Genomic DNA, 14,548 nt, shown 5'->3' on the forward strand with positions numbered 1-14,548 from the left:
GCGGCGGCGGTCCTCATCGACGTTGCGCCAAACCTTGCGATTTTCCGGTTCCTTCCGGGGTGCATTCCACCGCGAGAGATGTCATAAAAGCGCGATCTCGGCGATTTGGCCGGACCCAAGAAGAAGTCGCACTGAACGCTCCATTTTTTCTTCCACGTTCAATGAGGGCGTCCAGCTTTGTCGTTTCCACCCATGTCATCGGCGGTTCCGGTCGAAGCGCTCATTGGCTGGATGCTGCTGCTCACCTTCAAGCACATCATCGCCGACTTCGTCCTGCAGACCGCCTGGATGGCGCATGGCAAGGACCAGAAGCATGGCTGGGCTCTGCCGCTCCTGGTGCATTGCCTGGTTCACCTTGCGGTTGCGCTGCCGCTGATCCTGATAGTTGCGCCAAAATTCTGGTTCGTCGCCCTGATTGATTTCGCGATCCACATCACGGTCGATCGGGCCAAGGGGTTGGTCTCGGCCAATTTCGGCGTCAACCAGGAGCACCCCTGGTTCTGGACCCTGATCGGCGTCGACCAGGCGCTGCACCACCTCACCGGTTTTGGGCTGTCGATCTTCATGGCGGCGAACTGAGCTCGCAGGCTTCGGCGGCGTTCCGATTCGCAAATCGGGGGAAAGACCCCGGGACACTACAGGCCCGTGTGGTTAACCTTTCGTTAGAGGATTGCGCGGCATCTTCGGCATACGAGGAGAATCGCAATGTTTTCAAGCCGAGACGCCTACGAAAGCGATTTCTGCCCGGTCCGCGACGAGCTCCTTGGCGAGATGTATCGCGCCAGCGAAAGCGGCCTGCCGAGGCTGGTTGAGAGTGTTGCCCCCGAGGCCCGCGCCAGGCTGGCCCTGTTTTGCTACCGCCGCAGCCATCTGCATTCGCTGGCGATCGCAATCGCGGCGAGCTGCACGGAGCGCGAACTGATCGAGAGCGGGGGACGCGTCGGCTCCACGCTTTACGCGCTGTCGCGTGAAAGCACGGCGAAGGCATCGCCGTCGCTGTCGGGCAGCCGCAAGCCGATTACGCTGTCGACCAAACCGCTCTCGGTGCTTGCGCCGCTCGAGGACGAGCTCGACGACGATCTCGCGGAAGCCGTCCCGGCTTAAGTTATCGTCTCGATCACCGGCAGTCCGAACTTCCGCCGCGCCATCGCGCATTCGGCATCGCCGGGCATGCAGGTGCGGCACACCTCCGGCCGCACGGCATAGACGCCGCAGGCGGTCGCATCCCCGATCTTCCCTTTCAGCGCCGAACAACGGTTGCCGTCGCAGCGCATGCCCGATTGCCGATCGTTGACGAAGGCTTGCGGGATAGCTGCGAGCTCCTCCTCGCTCTCGATCGAGAAGCGCGGCCAGTTCGCCGAATAGGCGCAGCAGGCGCCGCAAGCCTGGCAGAGCTGCGATAGGTCGGTCGCGGAATTCTGGTCCATGTCGCTCAATTGTCCTTCGGAGGACCCCAGACCAGGCTCTGCCGCCACTTGGCGCGCAGCACGTCGCGCCGCTCCGGATATCTCTCGTCGAGATAGGTCGCATCTACCACGCGGTCGGTGCGGAAGCTGCGGAAATCGCTGCGCAGCTCGCACCAGGCTGCGAGCAGCCGCACGGCCTCGAGATAACCGACTGCAATCGGCCAGATCGTGCGCTGGCTGTCGCGGCCCTGTTCGTCGCGATAGCGCAGCGTGATCTTCTTGCCCTCATGGATCTGCGTGCGCGTGCGCACCATGTCCATGCGATCGGGTTCGCGATTCCAGCTCGGTCGCGCACGGCTTGCCGGCTCCAGCACGAAAGGACGCAGGCGCTCGGGCACGGTGTCGGCAATCTTCGCCATCAGATCCTCGGCGGCGCGCGCCAGCGCCGTGTCGGCGTGGCCGGCAACCCATTGCGCGCCCAGCACCGCCGCCTCGATCTCATCGGGCGTCAGCATCAAAGGCGGCAGGTCAAAGCCCTTTTCGAGGATATAGCCCATGCCAGCTTCGCCGCGGATCGGCACGCGCTGGCCGATCAGCGTGGCGATGTCCCGATAGACGGTGCGCTTGGAGGTTTCGAGCTCGGCCGCGATCGCGTCCGCCGTCAACGGTTTGCGGCTGCGCCGAAGCACCTGGATGATCTGAAACAGCCGGTCGGCACGTCTCATGACACGTCTTCCGATTTGGCACCGTTTAAAAACCGGCGCGCGGATGCTGACAGGATGTTGGCAGCAGGGGAGTTCTATACCGGGACAACACTTCGAATGAAGAGGATTTGTCCATGATGCTTCCCACCACCTTCGGCCAGGCGAGCCCGCTGTGGCGGGTGCAGGCCTTGCTGCAAACCTTCACTCTTGGCCGTGCTCTTGGCCGTCTCGGCGCGTTCGATCTCATGTTCGTCGACCTCCGTCTCGCGATCGTCACTCTCGCGGCGCGCTCGCTGCTCGGAGCTGCGAACGCCGTGGTTTGTCACGTCATGGGCCGCGCCTGGCACGGGGCCCGTTTCGCGCAGGATATCACGGCTGCTGCCACCATGGTGGCAGCAGCCGGTCGGTAGGTTCCAACAACTGTTTCGGGGATCAGGAGCAAGAGCATGATCACGCTTTACGGCTTTGGCATCGGCTTCGGCTTGCCGGAAATCAGCCCCTTCGTCACCAAGACGGAGGTGCAGCTGAAAATGGCAGGACTGCCCTACCGGAAGGAGCGGGCGATGCCGCCAGCTTCGCCCAAGGGGCAGCTGCCGTTCATCGACGACGACGGCGAGGCAGTTGCCGACTCCACCTTTATCCGCGCGCATATCGAGCGTCGCTATGGTTTCGACTTCGACGCCGGCCTGTCGTTGCAGGAACGCGCGCAGGCATGGGCCTTCGAGCGCATGATCGAGCATCACGTCTATTGGGGACTGGTCGGAGCGCGCTGGGTGGACCCGGTCAATTTCGCCAAGGGCCCGGCGCATTTCTTCGACGGCGCGCCTGAGCACAATCGCGAGAAGCTGCGCGAGGACGCGCAATTCCGCGTCGCCGAGAACTATCTGCTCTCTGGCCTCGGCCGCCATGCGCCCGATGACGACGTCGATCTCGCCGTGCGCTCGCTGTTCGCGCTGTCCGTGCAGCTCGGCGACAAGGCCCATCTGATGGGCAACAAGCCTTCGGGCGTCGACGCCACTGCGTTCGGCGCGCTCGCTGGAATCATGACGCCATTCTTCGAATCCAAGCTGCGCGAGCAGGCGGAAGAGTTTCCGAACCTCACCGCCTATGTCGACCGCATGATGGATCAGTACTATCCGGAGTTCGCCTGGACCAAGCTCCGAGAGGCGGCCTGAAAAGAAAAGAGCCGGCCCTTCATGGCCGGCTCTGATCGCCTTCGAGTGATCGCTGCTCTCACTTCACCAGCTTGTACTTGCCGTTCGTCACCGTGAGCAGGATGCGTGAGCGCTCGTCAAGGCCATACCGATCCTTGTCGGTGAAGTTGTAGACGCCCTGGCTTGCGGCCAATTCCTTCTCCGACAGCAGGGCCTGGCGGATCGCCTCACGGAATTCCGGCGTGCCGGGCTTGGCGGTCTTCAGCGCCGTCGGGATAATGCGCTTCAGAAGCTCGAACGCATCATAGGAGTGGCCGGCGAATTGGCTGCGGCTGTTCGGGCCGTACTTCGCTTCATAGGCGGTATTGAGGGCAAGGCCCGGCTTCTTGGTCTGCGCCTCGTCCGGCTGGTCTTCGGGATCCATCACGGGCCCTGAAGCCATCAGCACGCCCTCCGCCGCCTTGCCGGCGATGCGGATGAAATCCATGCTCGCCGCGCCGTGGGTCTGGTAGATCAGGCCCTGATAGCCGCGCTCGCGCAGCTCGGTCTGCGGCAGCGCGGCTGCAGTGCCGGATGCGCCGACCAGGATCGCGTCGGGATTGGCGGCGACGAGCTTGAGCACCTGTCCGGTCACCGACGTATCGGGACGCGCGAAGCGCTCCTCGTCGACGATGGTTATGCCCATCGGTCCGGTCTGCGCCTTCAGGTCGTTGAACCAGAGGTCGCCATAGGAGTCGGAATAGCCGATATAGCCGACCGTTTTCACGCCCTTGGCCTTCATGTGGTCGTACAGCACCTTGCCCACGATCGGGATCGGCTGCGGCATCGCCACCGACCACTTCATGCGCTCGGGGGTGATCGGAAAGGGAGCGAGGCCGAAATGCGGAATGCCGGCTTCGTTCGCGACGTTGGAGACCGCAATCGTCGGTGGCGTCAGCGCCGAGCCCATGATGATGTCGGCCTTGGATTCCGTGACGAAGCGCCGCGCGTTGGTGGTCGCGGTGGTCGGATCGCCGCCATCATCGAGCACGATCACCTTCAGCGGCACGCCGGCGATTTCCTTCGGCACGAACTCCAGCGCATTGCGCTCGGGAATGCCGAGCGCCGCGCCCGGGCCTGTCGTGGTGGTGGTGATGCCGATGGTGATTTCGTTGGTCTGGGCCATCGCGGGCAGCGCCGGCAGGGCCAACGTTGCCGCCGCAACAGCGGCGGTCAGGTAAAAGCGTTTCATCTATTCCTCCCTTAAGGTGTGCCTTTGAAAGCAGACTTTGTGATCGAATTCAGCCCCGTCTTTGGGCGGTGCGGCGATTTAGCTCCAGAATCTAATTGCCCACGAATTTGGCCACCATCTCCGGCGGAAACGCCGCGGATTTCAGCTTGTCGGGATTGGCCGGGTCGCGGCCGACGAGGACACGGGTCTCGAAGGCCTCGATCGCCAAGGCTCTGGTCGCCAAGTCCTCGCCCTTGTAGACGTCGTGCTTTACCTCGAAGCTCGAGCGCTTGATGCTCTCGATCTTCGTCTCGATGGTGATCCAGTCGCCGTGGGTCGAGGGGATGTAGAACTTCGCCCTCGTGTCGACCATGGGAATGCCGACCAGGCCATATTTGTGGACCAGGTCCTGTTTCGAGAAGCCGGCCTTCTCGAACAGGACCGAGGTCGAATCGTCGAACATCGAGAAATAGCGCGGATAATAGACGATGTTGGCGGGGTCGCAGTCACCCCACTGGATCTGGACGTCGCGCCGATGGACGAACATGCGTGATATACCCACTAGTGCTGCGCCACACCTCTCCCGGAGGGAGAGGTAAGGTGGAAGTCGCGGCTACAGCCGTTCGGTTTACTTCGGCGCCATGCGCAGCGAGCCGTCGAGCCGCACGACCTCGCCGTTGAGATAGGCATTCTCGACCATGTGCAGCGCGAGCGACGCGAATTCGTCGGCGTGGCCGAGCCGGCGCGGGAACGGGATCGCGGCGGCGAGCGAATCCTGTGCCTCCTGCGGCAGGTTGGCGAGCAGCGGCGTGAGGAACAGGCCGGGGGCAATGGTCAGCACGCGGACGCCGAACTGCGCGAGCTCGCGCGCGATCGGCAGCGTCATGCCGACGATGCCGCCCTTGGACGCCGAATAGGCGGACTGGCCGATCTGGCCGTCATAAGCCGCGACGGAAGCGGTGTTGATGATGACACCGCGCTCGCCGCTCGCCTGCGGCTCGAGCTTGGACATTTCGGTGGCGGCAAGACGCAACATGTTGAAGGTGCCGATCAGGTTGACCTTGATCACCTTGTCGAAATCGGCAAGCGCCATCGGACCATCGCGGCCGACCACGCGTTTGGCAACGCCGATGCCGGCGCAATTGACGAGCACGCGGGCCGGACCATGCGCCTTGGTGGCAGCCGCGATCGCGGCTTCGGCCGAGGCGGCATCGGAAACGTCGCAGGTCACGGCGACGCCCTTGATCTCGGCCGCGACTGTTTCGGCGAGCTTGGTGTTGAGGTCGCAGACTGCGACCTTGGCGCCCTGCGCCGCCAGCTTGCGTGCGGTCGCCGCACCCAGTCCCGATGCACCGCCGGTCACGATGGCTGCCTGATCCTTCAACAACATGGCGTTCTCCTTTGGCGGATTGTTTCTAAGCGACCGATATCACACGGTCCGATGGATTTGCAGCATAGAGCTCGTCTATCAGTGCGGTGCGATGCTCGAGCACGGCGCGCTGGTTTATCGAGCCTTTGTCGGTGACCTCGCCCTTGTCGATCGAGAGCGGCGTGTCCAGAAGGATCGCGCGGGTAATCCTGGTCGAGGAGCCGGTCGCCGAGCCGAGGAACTGGGTGAGGCGCTCGCGGAACGCCTCGCGGACCAGGCGGTCGCGCGCGGTGACGACGAGATCGTCGGCCGGCAGCGTCGGATTGATCAGGCGGCAGCCGTCGAGGTCGAGCACAACGAGCGCGGAAATCTCGTCGCGGTTGATGCCGGCGATCACGACGTCGCGCACCAAAGGCGCGCAGGCGGCAACGAAGCGCGCGCGCAAGGGGCCGACGCTGACCCAGGTGCCGCTCGCGAGCTTGAAGTCCTCGCTGACGCGGCCGTCGAAGTCGAAACCGGCATTGAAGTCATCAGGGTCGGCGGGCTTGAGTGCATCGCCGAGTTTGTAAAAGCCTTCCTCGTCGAAGGATTTTGCGGTGACCTCCGCCTGGCGCCAGTAGCCAGGCATGACGTTCGGGCCCTTGCAGCGAACTTCCAGCTTGCCGTTGTTGGGCACGAGCTTGGCGTCATTGCCGGAGACCGGCAGGCCGACATGGCCGGAACGGCTGGTGCGTGGATTGACCGACATGAAGAACGGCGCGGTTTCGGTGGCGCCAAGGCCAGTCAGCATCGGCACGCGATAGCCCTTCTCCTTCACCGCAAGCTCATCGAGGCTGTTCCAGACGAAGGGCGAAAGCGCCGCGCCGGAGAAGAACATCGCGTGCAGGCGGTCGAAGAATTTTGCGCGCAGGCCCTGGTCGTCGCGCAAATAGGGCAGCAGCGATTCGTAGCCCTTTGGCACGTTGAAATAGACCGTCGGCGAAATCTCCTGGAGATTGCGCACGGTCTCCTCGATTCCGCCGGGCACCGGCTTGCCGGCATCGAGATACATCGAGCCGCCGTTATAGAGGGTCAAACCGATATTGTGATTGCCGCCAAAGGTGTGGTTCCAGGGCAGCCAGTCGATGATGACCGGCGGCTCGTCCTTGAGGAAGGCCAGCGTCTCGCGCAGCATCACCTGGTTGGCGCAGATCATGCGCTGGGTGTTGATGACCGCCTTGGGATTGCCCGTCGATCCTGACGTCAGTAGGAATTTCGCGATCGTATCGGGGCCGATTCTCCCATGCAGCTCGTCGAGCGCGGGATGGATCGGCGTCGCCATGAGGTCGGCGAGCAGCGTGACGTCGTGCCCCGGGACGGTGCCGTAGGACGCGGCGATCTCGATGCCGGGCGAGACGTTGCTGGCAAGCGCGTTCGCGAATTTGTCGGCGTCCTCGGCAAAGACGAGGCCCGGCGTCAGCAGCTTCATCAGGTACGATAGCTTGCCGTAGTCCTTCGAAACCAGCGAATAGGCCGGCGAGACCGGGCAGAACGGGATGCCGGCGTAATAGGCGCCAAAGGCGAGCAGCGCATGGTCGATCGAATTGCCGGAGAGGATGACGACCGGCTTCTCCGCCGACAGGCCACGCTGGATCAGGCCGGAGGCGATGTGCCGGCTCGCGGTGAGGAGCTCGGCATAGGTGATCTTGCGCCAGCCCCGGCCGCCTTCGCGCTCGGCCATGAAGACGCGATCCGGCGTCGTCTTCGCCCAATGATGCAGGCGGTCGGTGATGCGCACCGGATAGTCGCCGAGCGGCTGTTTTGGCCGCAGGTAAATCGTGCCGTCATCGCGCCGCTCGATGTTGACGACGGGATCGCCGAACGAGATCGGCCGCAGCGGGGAGGTGCTCGCGCCGCGCTCCGTGGTGGAAGAGGACGGCTGTGCACTCATGACTTGGGCTTCACCTTGGCGGTCTTGTGTTCGAGGAACTCGCGGATCCGTCGCTTGGCTTCCTTGTCGCTCTGGGCAACCGTCGCCATCAGCGATTCCATCAGCAGGCCAGTCTGCGGATTGGCCTCGGCGATCATCGGCAGCGCCTGGAGCACGGCGAAATTGGTCAGCGGCGCATTGGAGGCGATGCGGGCGGCGAGCTCGAGCGACTTGGTCAGCGAGCCGCCTTCCTCGGTCAGGTATTGCGCAAAGCCGTAGGAGGCGCCTTCGGTCGCGGAATAGACGCGGCCGGTCAGCATCATATCCATCATGCGCGCGACGCCGATCAGCCGCGGAAGCCGCACCGAGCCGCCGCCGCCGACGAAGATGCCGCGCTGGCCTTCCGGCAGCGCGAAATAGGTCGAGGGCTCGGCGACGCGGATATGCGCGGCACAGGCCAGCTCCAGCCCGCCGCCGATCACGGCGCCCTTCAGCGCCGCGATCACGGGCACGCGGCTGTACTGGATGCGGTCGAACACTCGGTGCCACATCTGGGAGTGCAGAAGCCCGCCAGTGGCGTCGTGGTCGGTCAGCTCGGAGAGATCGAGGCCGGAGGAGAAATGGTCGCCGATGCCATGGATGACGACCGCGCCGATGTCGTCCGGCAGCGTCGCAAAGCAGTCGCTGATCTCGCGAATGATGCCGTCATTGAGCGCATTGCGCTTGGCGGGCCGGTTCAGACCCACGGTCAAGACCTTGCCTGCCCTCTCGATCCTAAGCAGCGCATCAGGTCCCGCGGTTGCGGTATCGGCGTTTCCCTGTGTCATTTGCGTCCTTTTCAGAATAGTTATGTTGTATAACGAATTTCGGAGGAGTCAATATGCCGATGGGGAGTTCGGTTGAGTGGGCAAGAGGGTGCTCCAAATCGGTGTCGTCCAGGCCTAGTGCGCAATTGTGCAGGGGCCGAGACCCCGCGCGAGCGCTTGCGCCCGTCGAGATACCCCCAGGAGAATATTTGGCGAAGATTCGTGGCCCGAGTTTCCCCAACAACCCTATCCTGTGATTATGGGTTCCGGGCTCGCGACTTTGTCGCGCTCCGGGAGGACGAGCGAAGTGCGAGGCGCGGACATTGCCACTAATAGTCCCGGCGCCTGCCATCGCTTCGAGGCCGAAGCGCCTGTCTCACATCACCTGATGCACGTCGATCACCACGCGGTCTGCGTGCCGTGCGGCTGAGGCCACGAAGATGTGCTGCATCAGCCAACGGTATTTCTCGTGTCCGGTCTCGAACCGCGGCACGGTGCGGAAGTAGATCAGCTCGGGGTCGACGGGCTCGCCGCGCTTGAGCTTCTGCAGCAGGTCCACCGGGCCGAAGCGAATCCCTTTGTTCTCGACATAGACGGTGGCGCCGTCGTCGGTTTCGAAGGCGTATTTGGCTTCCAGGTCGATCAGCTCGCTCGGACGGATGACCTGGAAGTCGGCACCAAACGGCAAGACCTTGCCGTTGATCACGCCCCGCACCTCTCCGCCGATGATCGGGATGATGCGGCGGACACCCGTACCAGTCTCGCCCGCGGTGACGACGTCACCAATCCACGCGGTGATGGTGAAGACGTACTTTGTCTCGAGCTTGGGTGTGGTCATCACTCCACCCCTAATGCGCCATCATCCGCGTCGGCAGCCAGGTCGCCAGCAGCGGGAAGGCGATCAGGATCACCAACCGCACCAGGTCGGTGGCCACGAACGGGATCACGCCCTTGAAGATGGTGGAAAAGGACACGTCCTTCACCACACTCTTGATGACGAAGACATTCATGCCGACCGGCGGATGGATCAGGCCGAGCTCGACTGTCATGACGATGATGACGCCGAACCAGATCGGATCAAAACCAAGATGTGTGATCACGGGGAAGATGATCGGCACCGTCAGGATGATCATTGCCATGGCGTCCATCAGGCAGCCGAGCACGAGGTACATCACCATGATCAGCGCCAGCACGCCGTAAGAGCCGAGGCCGAGGCCTGTGAGGAATTCCGTGACCTTTTGCGGGGTCTGAGTCACCGTCAGGAAGTAGCCGAAAATCAGCGCGCCGATCAGCACGGTGAACACGGCGGCCGCGGTGCGCGTCGCCTGCAGGAGCGAGGCCAAAATCTTCTCGCGGTCGAGCCGCCCGGTGAGCACGCCGATGATGAAGGCGCCGGTGGCACCGACGCCGCCGGCTTCGGTCGGCGTGAAGCGAGGCAGGAACGGCAGGCCGTAGAGGCCGCCGATCACGAACACGAACAGCAGGACCGGCGCCCAGATATCCTTGAGGCCCGCGAAGCGCTCGTTCCACGGCAGTTTCTTGCCCTTCGGCAAAAAGTCCGGACGAAAGTATCCGATCAGGCCGATGGTGATCATGTACATGCTCATCGCCAGCAGGCCCGGGATGATACCGGCGATGAAGAGTTTTCCGATGTCCTGCTCGGTGATGATGCCGTAGACCGCAAGCACGGTGGAGGGCGGCAGCATCGCACCCAGCGTGCCGCCGGCCGCGATCACGCCAGTGGCAAAGGACTGCGGATAGCCGAAGCGGCGCATCTCGGGATAGGCGACGGCTGAGAAGGTCGCGGCCGTCGCGACGGAGGAACCGCAGATCGCGGCAAAGCCGCCGCAGGCGCCGACGGTTGCGATGCCGAGCCCGCCGCGCAAATGGCCGACAAAGCCGTTGGCGGCGCGGAACAGTTCGCGGCTCATGCCGGAATTGCTGACGAAGGAGCCCATCAGCAAGAACATCGGGATGACGCCAAAAGTGTAGTCGGTGACCGTGCGCATCGAGGTCTGGCCGACCAGTTTCAGCGCCGGCGTGGCGCCGACGAGATAGGAGAAGCCGGACACGCCGACGAGGCCCATGGCCATGCCGACAGGCACGCGCAGCAGCATCAGGAGAAATAAGGAAACGAAGCCGATTACGGCGACGGCATCGGTGCTCATGACTACTCCGTCGCCTTCAGCTTGGGATCGTGCATCTCTTCCGGATGGAAGATCAGTCGGTAGGTGCGGATCGCGATCAGCAGCACCGCCGAGACATCGCCGATCCAGGCGATCGCGAAGAACGGCCAGGTCGGCATGTGCATATCGAAGGTCTGCACATTGTCGTTATAGGTGCCGCGTACCTTGTCGAACAGCGTCCAGGTCTGCACGGTGACGACGAACAGCAGCACCAGGGTGGCGAACACGTCGATCCAGCGCTGATAGCGCGGGCTCGAATTGGCCCAGACCAGGTCGACCGTGATGTGCGTGCCGCGATAGGAGGTCGCGGCGATGCCCCAGAAGATCAGGATGCCGAGCAGCATGCGGCCGATGTCGAAGGAATCCGGGATCGAATAGTTCAGCGTGTTGCGCAGCAGGACCGAAACGAAGATGTCGAGCGCGACGAGGCCGACGAAGCCGGCCGCGATCCATTCGATCGTATCGATAAAGCGATCCATCCAGGCGCGCTTCATGGGAAAAGAGTCCTTCCGACGAGTTCGAGGTGTGCCCGCGGTGGAGCTGCGCTCCCTCCCCGCCCGCGGGGGAGGGCTGAGGAGAGGGTGCTTCCACAATCGAGAACCCCCAAGAGGAGAGAGCCCTCACCCGGCGCTCTGCGCCGACCTCTCCCGCGAGCGGGAGAGGTGCAGCGAGCTCGCGGCCGCGTCTTGGCGTCACTCCGCCAGCGCGTTGTACTTCTTCAGCGAGGCCTTCAACTCGGCGAGCGCTGCGTCCGGGTCGGCGCCGGTCTTCCTCACGCCCTCGCCCCAGGTCTTGACCAGCGGCTCGGCGGCCTTCTTCCAGGACGCGGTCTGCTCCGGGTTCAGCTTGTAGACCTCATGACCTTCTTCCGCCTTGATCTTGTCGATGCCGGCATCCTCGAACTTGCCCCAGTGCTCGCCGACCACGCCGGCCATCTCGGTCGTGCAGTTCTTGTCGATCGCCGCCTTCTGCTTGTCGGACATCGCATTGTACTTGTCCTTGTTCATCACGAAGACGAAGGTCGTGACATAAAGCGGCGCCTCCATGTCGTACTTCGTCACCTTGTCGATGCCGAACAGCAGCAGCGAGCCCCAGGGGAAGGTGACGCCATCGGCGACGCCGCGCTCGATGATGTCGCGCACTTCGGGCGCGGACGACTGCACGTTGGTGCCGCCGAGCGAGGTGACGAAATTCGCCATGGTGGCGTGGGCCGGGCGGATCTTCAGGCCCTTCACGTCCTCCGGCACCACGATCTTCTTGGTGCGGGAGTGGAACGAGGAGGGCGAGTGGACGAAGGCGAGGCAGTATTTGACGTCCTTCATCTCCTTTTCTGCATATTTGCGGTACCAGGCATCGAGCCCCATCGAGCCGCCCTTGGCGTCCGAGATCAGGAACGGCAGTTCGCCGGCGCCAATGATCGGGAAGCGGCCGGGCTGGTAGCCGGGGTTGACGTAGGTGACGTCGGCGATGCCATCGCGCGCCATGTCGTAATGGTCGAACGCCTTGCCGAGCTGTTGCGCCGGAAACACCTTGCTCTTGATGGTGCCGCCGGAGTCTTTCTCCACAGCGGCCGCCCAGTCCTCCAGCGATTTCTGGAGCGGATGCGAGGCTGGTACCCAATGCGAGATCTTCAGGTCGAAATTCTTGTCCTGCGCGAAGGCAGGCGTCATGCTTGCTGCCAGCAGCAACGCCAGACAGGCTTTCCTCATTGCTCGTCTCTCCCTGTTCTTGACCGCAGGCTTCTTTGGCCCGGTCTCGTTAGTTAACATGTTATATAATTGGATCGCTGGTTCAAGCCGGAAGTGGCAGCGCGACTGCTTTCGTCTCGCGGAAAGCTGTTGCCTGGATATGTCGCGCTGCGGCGAAAGGCACTCCCTTTTGCTCAAACGTTATATGATATAATTATCGCGCGCGGGCGATCGCGACAAGCAAGCTCGCGCCGCACCCTACAGGATCGGGAGGAGCAAGTATTGCGGACAAAAGTCGCAATCATCGGTGCCGGGCCGGCGGGACTGCTGCTTGGCCAATTGCTGCACAGTTACGGCATCGACAATGTCATTCTCGAACGGCAGAGCCCGGACTACGTGCTCGGGCGCATCCGCGCCGGCCTTCTCGAAGAGGGAACCGTGGCGCTACTCGATGAGGTCGGCGCGGGAGGGCGCGCGCATGCTGAGGGCCTCTTGCATGAGGGCATCGAGCTTGCATTTTCCGGCCGCCGTCACCGCATCGACATGAAGGCTGCGACCGGCAAGACGGTCATGATCTACGGCCAGACCGAGGTGACGCTCGACCTGATGAACGTGCGGAAGGCGGCGGGGCTGACCTCGGTCTACGAGGCCAAAGACGTGCGGCCGCATGATTTCGACGGCAGTCACCCGCGCGTAACCTACGTGAAGGATGGCATTACGCACGAGATTCTCTGCGACTTCATCGCCGGCTGCGACGGCTTCCATGGTGTCAGCCGCGCCAGCATCAAGCCCTCGGCGATCGAGGAGTTCGAGCGGGTCTATCCGTTCGGCTGGCTCGGCATCCTCTCCGATACGCCACCGGTCAGTCACGAGTTGATCTATTCCAACCACGCCCGCGGTTTTGCGCTCTGCACCATGCGTTCGACCAAACGCAGCCGGCATTATGTTCAGTGCTCGCTCGACGATCACGTCGACCAGTGGCCAGATGATCGCTTCTGGGACGAGTTGAAGCGTCGGATCGACCAGGAGGCGGCCGACAGCCTCGTGACGGGTCCCTCGATCGAGAAGAGCATCGCGCCCTTGCGCAGCTTCGTGGCCGAGCCGATGCGCTTTGGCCGGATGTTCCTGTGCGGCGATGCCGCCCACATCGTGCCGCCGACCGGCGCCAAGGGGCTCAACCTCGCCGCGAGCGACGCGCATTACCTCGCGACCGCTTTGCGTGAATATTACGACGAGAAATCGAGCGCGGGCATTGATGCCTATTCCACGACAGCGCTGGCGCGGGTCTGGAAGGCAGTGCGCTTCTCCTGGTGGATGGCCTCCATGCTGCACAAGTTCCCCGACACCGGCACCATCGGCGCTCGCATCCAGCTCGCCGAGCTCGACTACGTTACGCAGTCGCAGGCTGCGATGACGTCGTTGTCGGAGAATTACGTGGGGCTGCCGTTCTGATCTGTAGCTTGTAGGGTGGGCAAAGCGAAGCGTGCCCACCACTTCTGTCGCAAATCGCGGAGAGATGGTGGGCACGGCGCGATGCGCCTTTGCTTACCCTACGGCCCAGCAGTCAATTCAAACGTCCGCGCAAATGTCGTTTAAAACTTTGTAGGTGGTGCATCCGTCACGTCCATCGCGTTCAATGGTGGCAGCTAACGATGCGAGACGCACATGACGACCACCGGGATTCCCGACGGCTTTGAGCCGCATTTCCGCAAAAGCCCGCTCACCGATCCCTGGGAGCCGCTCTATTCCAAGCGCGCCGAGAAGGCCGTGGTCGTCGGATTGCGGCTGGCAAAGCCGCACACCAATGCGCGCGGGCTCATTCACGGCGGCCTGATTGCAGCGCTGGCCGATGCCGCGATGGGCTATAGCTGTGCGCAGGCAACGGGTTGGACGACTTCGTTCGTTACGATCTCGCTCGCCGTTGACTATGTCGGCGCAGCCGAGATCGGGCAGTGGTGTGCGGTCGAGAGTGAGGTGATCAAGACCGGCAGCACGATCTGCTTCGCGCAATGTCTGGTCAAGGCCGACGACATCGTCATCGCGCGGGCCAACGGCACGTTCCGCGTGGTGCCGAAGAAGGAGTGAGCGATCTCGTGTCCCGGACACGGTGCGCTGT

At 63.2% G+C, this 14,548-nt stretch carries 17 protein-coding genes; 6 read left to right on the top strand and 11 right to left on the bottom strand.

Annotated elements, in window-relative coordinates:
• Positions 1-231 precede the first annotated feature (231 nt).
• The gene (locus tag SO140_RS26370; RefSeq protein ID WP_449379443.1) at positions 232-579 is read left to right on the top strand and encodes a DUF3307 domain-containing protein; all 348 of its coding nucleotides are present in this window, start codon (positions 232-234) and stop codon (positions 577-579) included.
• A 126-nt stretch (positions 580-705) separates the two neighbouring features.
• The gene (locus SO140_RS26375; RefSeq protein WP_449379408.1) at positions 706-1,104 is read left to right on the top strand and encodes a hypothetical protein; all 399 of its coding nucleotides are present in this window, start codon (positions 706-708) and stop codon (positions 1,102-1,104) included.
• On the opposite strand, the gene SO140_RS26380 is transcribed toward SO140_RS26375, so the two are convergent.
• Complete coding sequence (locus tag SO140_RS26380; RefSeq protein WP_449379407.1) at positions 1,101-1,427, bottom strand: YkgJ family cysteine cluster protein; 327 nt, start codon at positions 1,425-1,427, stop codon at positions 1,101-1,103. The genes SO140_RS26375 and SO140_RS26380 overlap by 4 nt on opposite strands.
• A 5-nt stretch (positions 1,428-1,432) precedes the next feature.
• Entirely contained in the window at positions 1,433-2,131 is a 699-nt protein-coding gene (locus SO140_RS26385; protein ID WP_283038261.1) for a helix-turn-helix transcriptional regulator, read from the bottom strand.
• 113 nt (positions 2,132-2,244) lie between these two features.
• Here SO140_RS26385 and SO140_RS26390 point away from each other — a divergent pair, with 113 nt between their 5' ends.
• Together SO140_RS26390 and SO140_RS26395 are read left to right on the top strand one after the other, a co-directional pair.
• On the top strand, positions 2,245-2,520 hold the full coding sequence (locus tag SO140_RS26390) for a hypothetical protein (protein ID WP_449379406.1): 276 nt from the start codon (positions 2,245-2,247) through the stop codon (positions 2,518-2,520).
• Between the two features lie 36 nt (positions 2,521-2,556).
• Positions 2,557-3,285 carry a glutathione S-transferase family protein gene (locus tag SO140_RS26395; protein WP_449379405.1) on the top strand — a complete coding sequence of 243 codons (729 nt, stop codon included), beginning with the start codon at positions 2,557-2,559 and terminating at the stop codon, positions 3,283-3,285.
• 58 nt (positions 3,286-3,343) lie between these two features.
• On the opposite strand, the gene SO140_RS26400 is transcribed toward SO140_RS26395, so the two are convergent.
• The 9 genes from SO140_RS26400 to SO140_RS26440 form a co-directional block, all read right to left on the bottom strand.
• A complete protein-coding gene (locus SO140_RS26400) occupies positions 3,344-4,495 on the bottom strand; it encodes an ABC transporter substrate-binding protein (RefSeq protein WP_449379404.1) in 1,152 nt (383 codons plus the stop codon).
• Positions 4,496-4,586: 91 nt separating this feature from the next.
• Complete coding sequence (locus SO140_RS26405; protein ID WP_449379403.1) at positions 4,587-5,021, bottom strand: acyl-CoA thioesterase; 435 nt, start codon at positions 5,019-5,021, stop codon at positions 4,587-4,589.
• 81 nt (positions 5,022-5,102) lie between these two features.
• Positions 5,103-5,864: an SDR family NAD(P)-dependent oxidoreductase gene (locus tag SO140_RS26410; protein WP_449379402.1), complete on the bottom strand. Its 762-nt coding sequence runs from the start codon at positions 5,862-5,864 to the stop codon at positions 5,103-5,105.
• 25 nt (positions 5,865-5,889) lie between these two features.
• On the bottom strand, positions 5,890-7,773 hold the full coding sequence (locus tag SO140_RS26415) for a feruloyl-CoA synthase (protein WP_474799485.1): 1,884 nt from the start codon (positions 7,771-7,773) through the stop codon (positions 5,890-5,892).
• Complete coding sequence (locus SO140_RS26420) at positions 7,770-8,579, bottom strand: crotonase/enoyl-CoA hydratase family protein (protein ID WP_449379400.1); 810 nt, start codon at positions 8,577-8,579, stop codon at positions 7,770-7,772. The genes SO140_RS26415 and SO140_RS26420 overlap by 4 nt, the downstream gene beginning before the upstream one ends.
• A gap of 355 nt (positions 8,580-8,934) precedes the next feature.
• Positions 8,935-9,396: a DUF3237 domain-containing protein gene (locus SO140_RS26425; RefSeq protein WP_449379399.1), complete on the bottom strand. Its 462-nt coding sequence runs from the start codon at positions 9,394-9,396 to the stop codon at positions 8,935-8,937.
• 10 nt (positions 9,397-9,406) lie between these two features.
• A complete protein-coding gene (locus SO140_RS26430) occupies positions 9,407-10,726 on the bottom strand; it encodes a TRAP transporter large permease (RefSeq protein ID WP_449379398.1) in 1,320 nt (439 codons plus the stop codon).
• A gap of 2 nt (positions 10,727-10,728) precedes the next feature.
• The gene (locus tag SO140_RS26435; protein ID WP_449379397.1) at positions 10,729-11,238 is read right to left on the bottom strand and encodes a TRAP transporter small permease; all 510 of its coding nucleotides are present in this window, start codon (positions 11,236-11,238) and stop codon (positions 10,729-10,731) included.
• Positions 11,239-11,436: 198 nt separating this feature from the next.
• The gene (locus SO140_RS26440) at positions 11,437-12,453 is read right to left on the bottom strand and encodes a TRAP transporter substrate-binding protein (RefSeq protein WP_474799480.1); all 1,017 of its coding nucleotides are present in this window, start codon (positions 12,451-12,453) and stop codon (positions 11,437-11,439) included.
• A gap of 261 nt (positions 12,454-12,714) precedes the next feature.
• Between SO140_RS26440 and pobA the strand changes: the two genes are divergently transcribed.
• Both pobA and SO140_RS26450 read left to right on the top strand, forming a co-directional pair.
• Positions 12,715-13,884: a 4-hydroxybenzoate 3-monooxygenase gene (gene pobA, locus SO140_RS26445; protein ID WP_498543395.1), complete on the top strand. Its 1,170-nt coding sequence runs from the start codon at positions 12,715-12,717 to the stop codon at positions 13,882-13,884.
• 213 nt (positions 13,885-14,097) lie between these two features.
• Positions 14,098-14,517: a PaaI family thioesterase gene (locus SO140_RS26450; protein WP_474799478.1), complete on the top strand. Its 420-nt coding sequence runs from the start codon at positions 14,098-14,100 to the stop codon at positions 14,515-14,517.
• Positions 14,518-14,548: the final 31 nt, after the last annotated feature.

It is taken from the genome of Bradyrhizobium sp. UFLA05-108, assembly GCF_059803455.1.

Excerpts from the sequence above, each read along its gene's own strand:
- SO140_RS26370 (WP_449379443.1), top strand. The coding sequence starts at position 232 with ATGCTGCTGCTCACCTTCAAGCACATCATCGCCGACTTCGTCCTGCAG.
- SO140_RS26375 (WP_449379408.1), top strand. The coding sequence starts at position 706 with ATGTTTTCAAGCCGAGACGCCTACGAAAGCGATTTCTGCCCGGTCCGC.
- SO140_RS26380 (WP_449379407.1), bottom strand. The coding sequence starts at position 1,427 with ATGGACCAGAATTCCGCGACCGACCTATCGCAGCTCTGCCAGGCTTGC.
- SO140_RS26385 (WP_283038261.1), bottom strand. The coding sequence starts at position 2,131 with ATGAGACGTGCCGACCGGCTGTTTCAGATCATCCAGGTGCTTCGGCGC.
- SO140_RS26390 (WP_449379406.1), top strand. The coding sequence starts at position 2,245 with ATGATGCTTCCCACCACCTTCGGCCAGGCGAGCCCGCTGTGGCGGGTG.
- SO140_RS26395 (WP_449379405.1), top strand. The coding sequence starts at position 2,557 with ATGATCACGCTTTACGGCTTTGGCATCGGCTTCGGCTTGCCGGAAATC.
- SO140_RS26400 (WP_449379404.1), bottom strand. The coding sequence starts at position 4,495 with ATGAAACGCTTTTACCTGACCGCCGCTGTTGCGGCGGCAACGTTGGCC.
- SO140_RS26405 (WP_449379403.1), bottom strand. The coding sequence starts at position 5,021 with ATGTTCGTCCATCGGCGCGACGTCCAGATCCAGTGGGGTGACTGCGAC.
- SO140_RS26410 (WP_449379402.1), bottom strand. The coding sequence starts at position 5,864 with ATGTTGTTGAAGGATCAGGCAGCCATCGTGACCGGCGGTGCATCGGGA.
- SO140_RS26415 (WP_474799485.1), bottom strand. The coding sequence starts at position 7,773 with ATGAGTGCACAGCCGTCCTCTTCCACCACGGAGCGCGGCGCGAGCACC.
- SO140_RS26420 (WP_449379400.1), bottom strand. The coding sequence starts at position 8,579 with ATGACACAGGGAAACGCCGATACCGCAACCGCGGGACCTGATGCGCTG.
- SO140_RS26425 (WP_449379399.1), bottom strand. The coding sequence starts at position 9,396 with ATGACCACACCCAAGCTCGAGACAAAGTACGTCTTCACCATCACCGCG.
- SO140_RS26430 (WP_449379398.1), bottom strand. The coding sequence starts at position 10,726 with ATGAGCACCGATGCCGTCGCCGTAATCGGCTTCGTTTCCTTATTTCTC.
- SO140_RS26435 (WP_449379397.1), bottom strand. The coding sequence starts at position 11,238 with ATGAAGCGCGCCTGGATGGATCGCTTTATCGATACGATCGAATGGATC.
- SO140_RS26440 (WP_474799480.1), bottom strand. The coding sequence starts at position 12,453 with ATGAGGAAAGCCTGTCTGGCGTTGCTGCTGGCAGCAAGCATGACGCCT.
- SO140_RS26450 (WP_474799478.1), top strand. The coding sequence starts at position 14,098 with ATGACGACCACCGGGATTCCCGACGGCTTTGAGCCGCATTTCCGCAAA.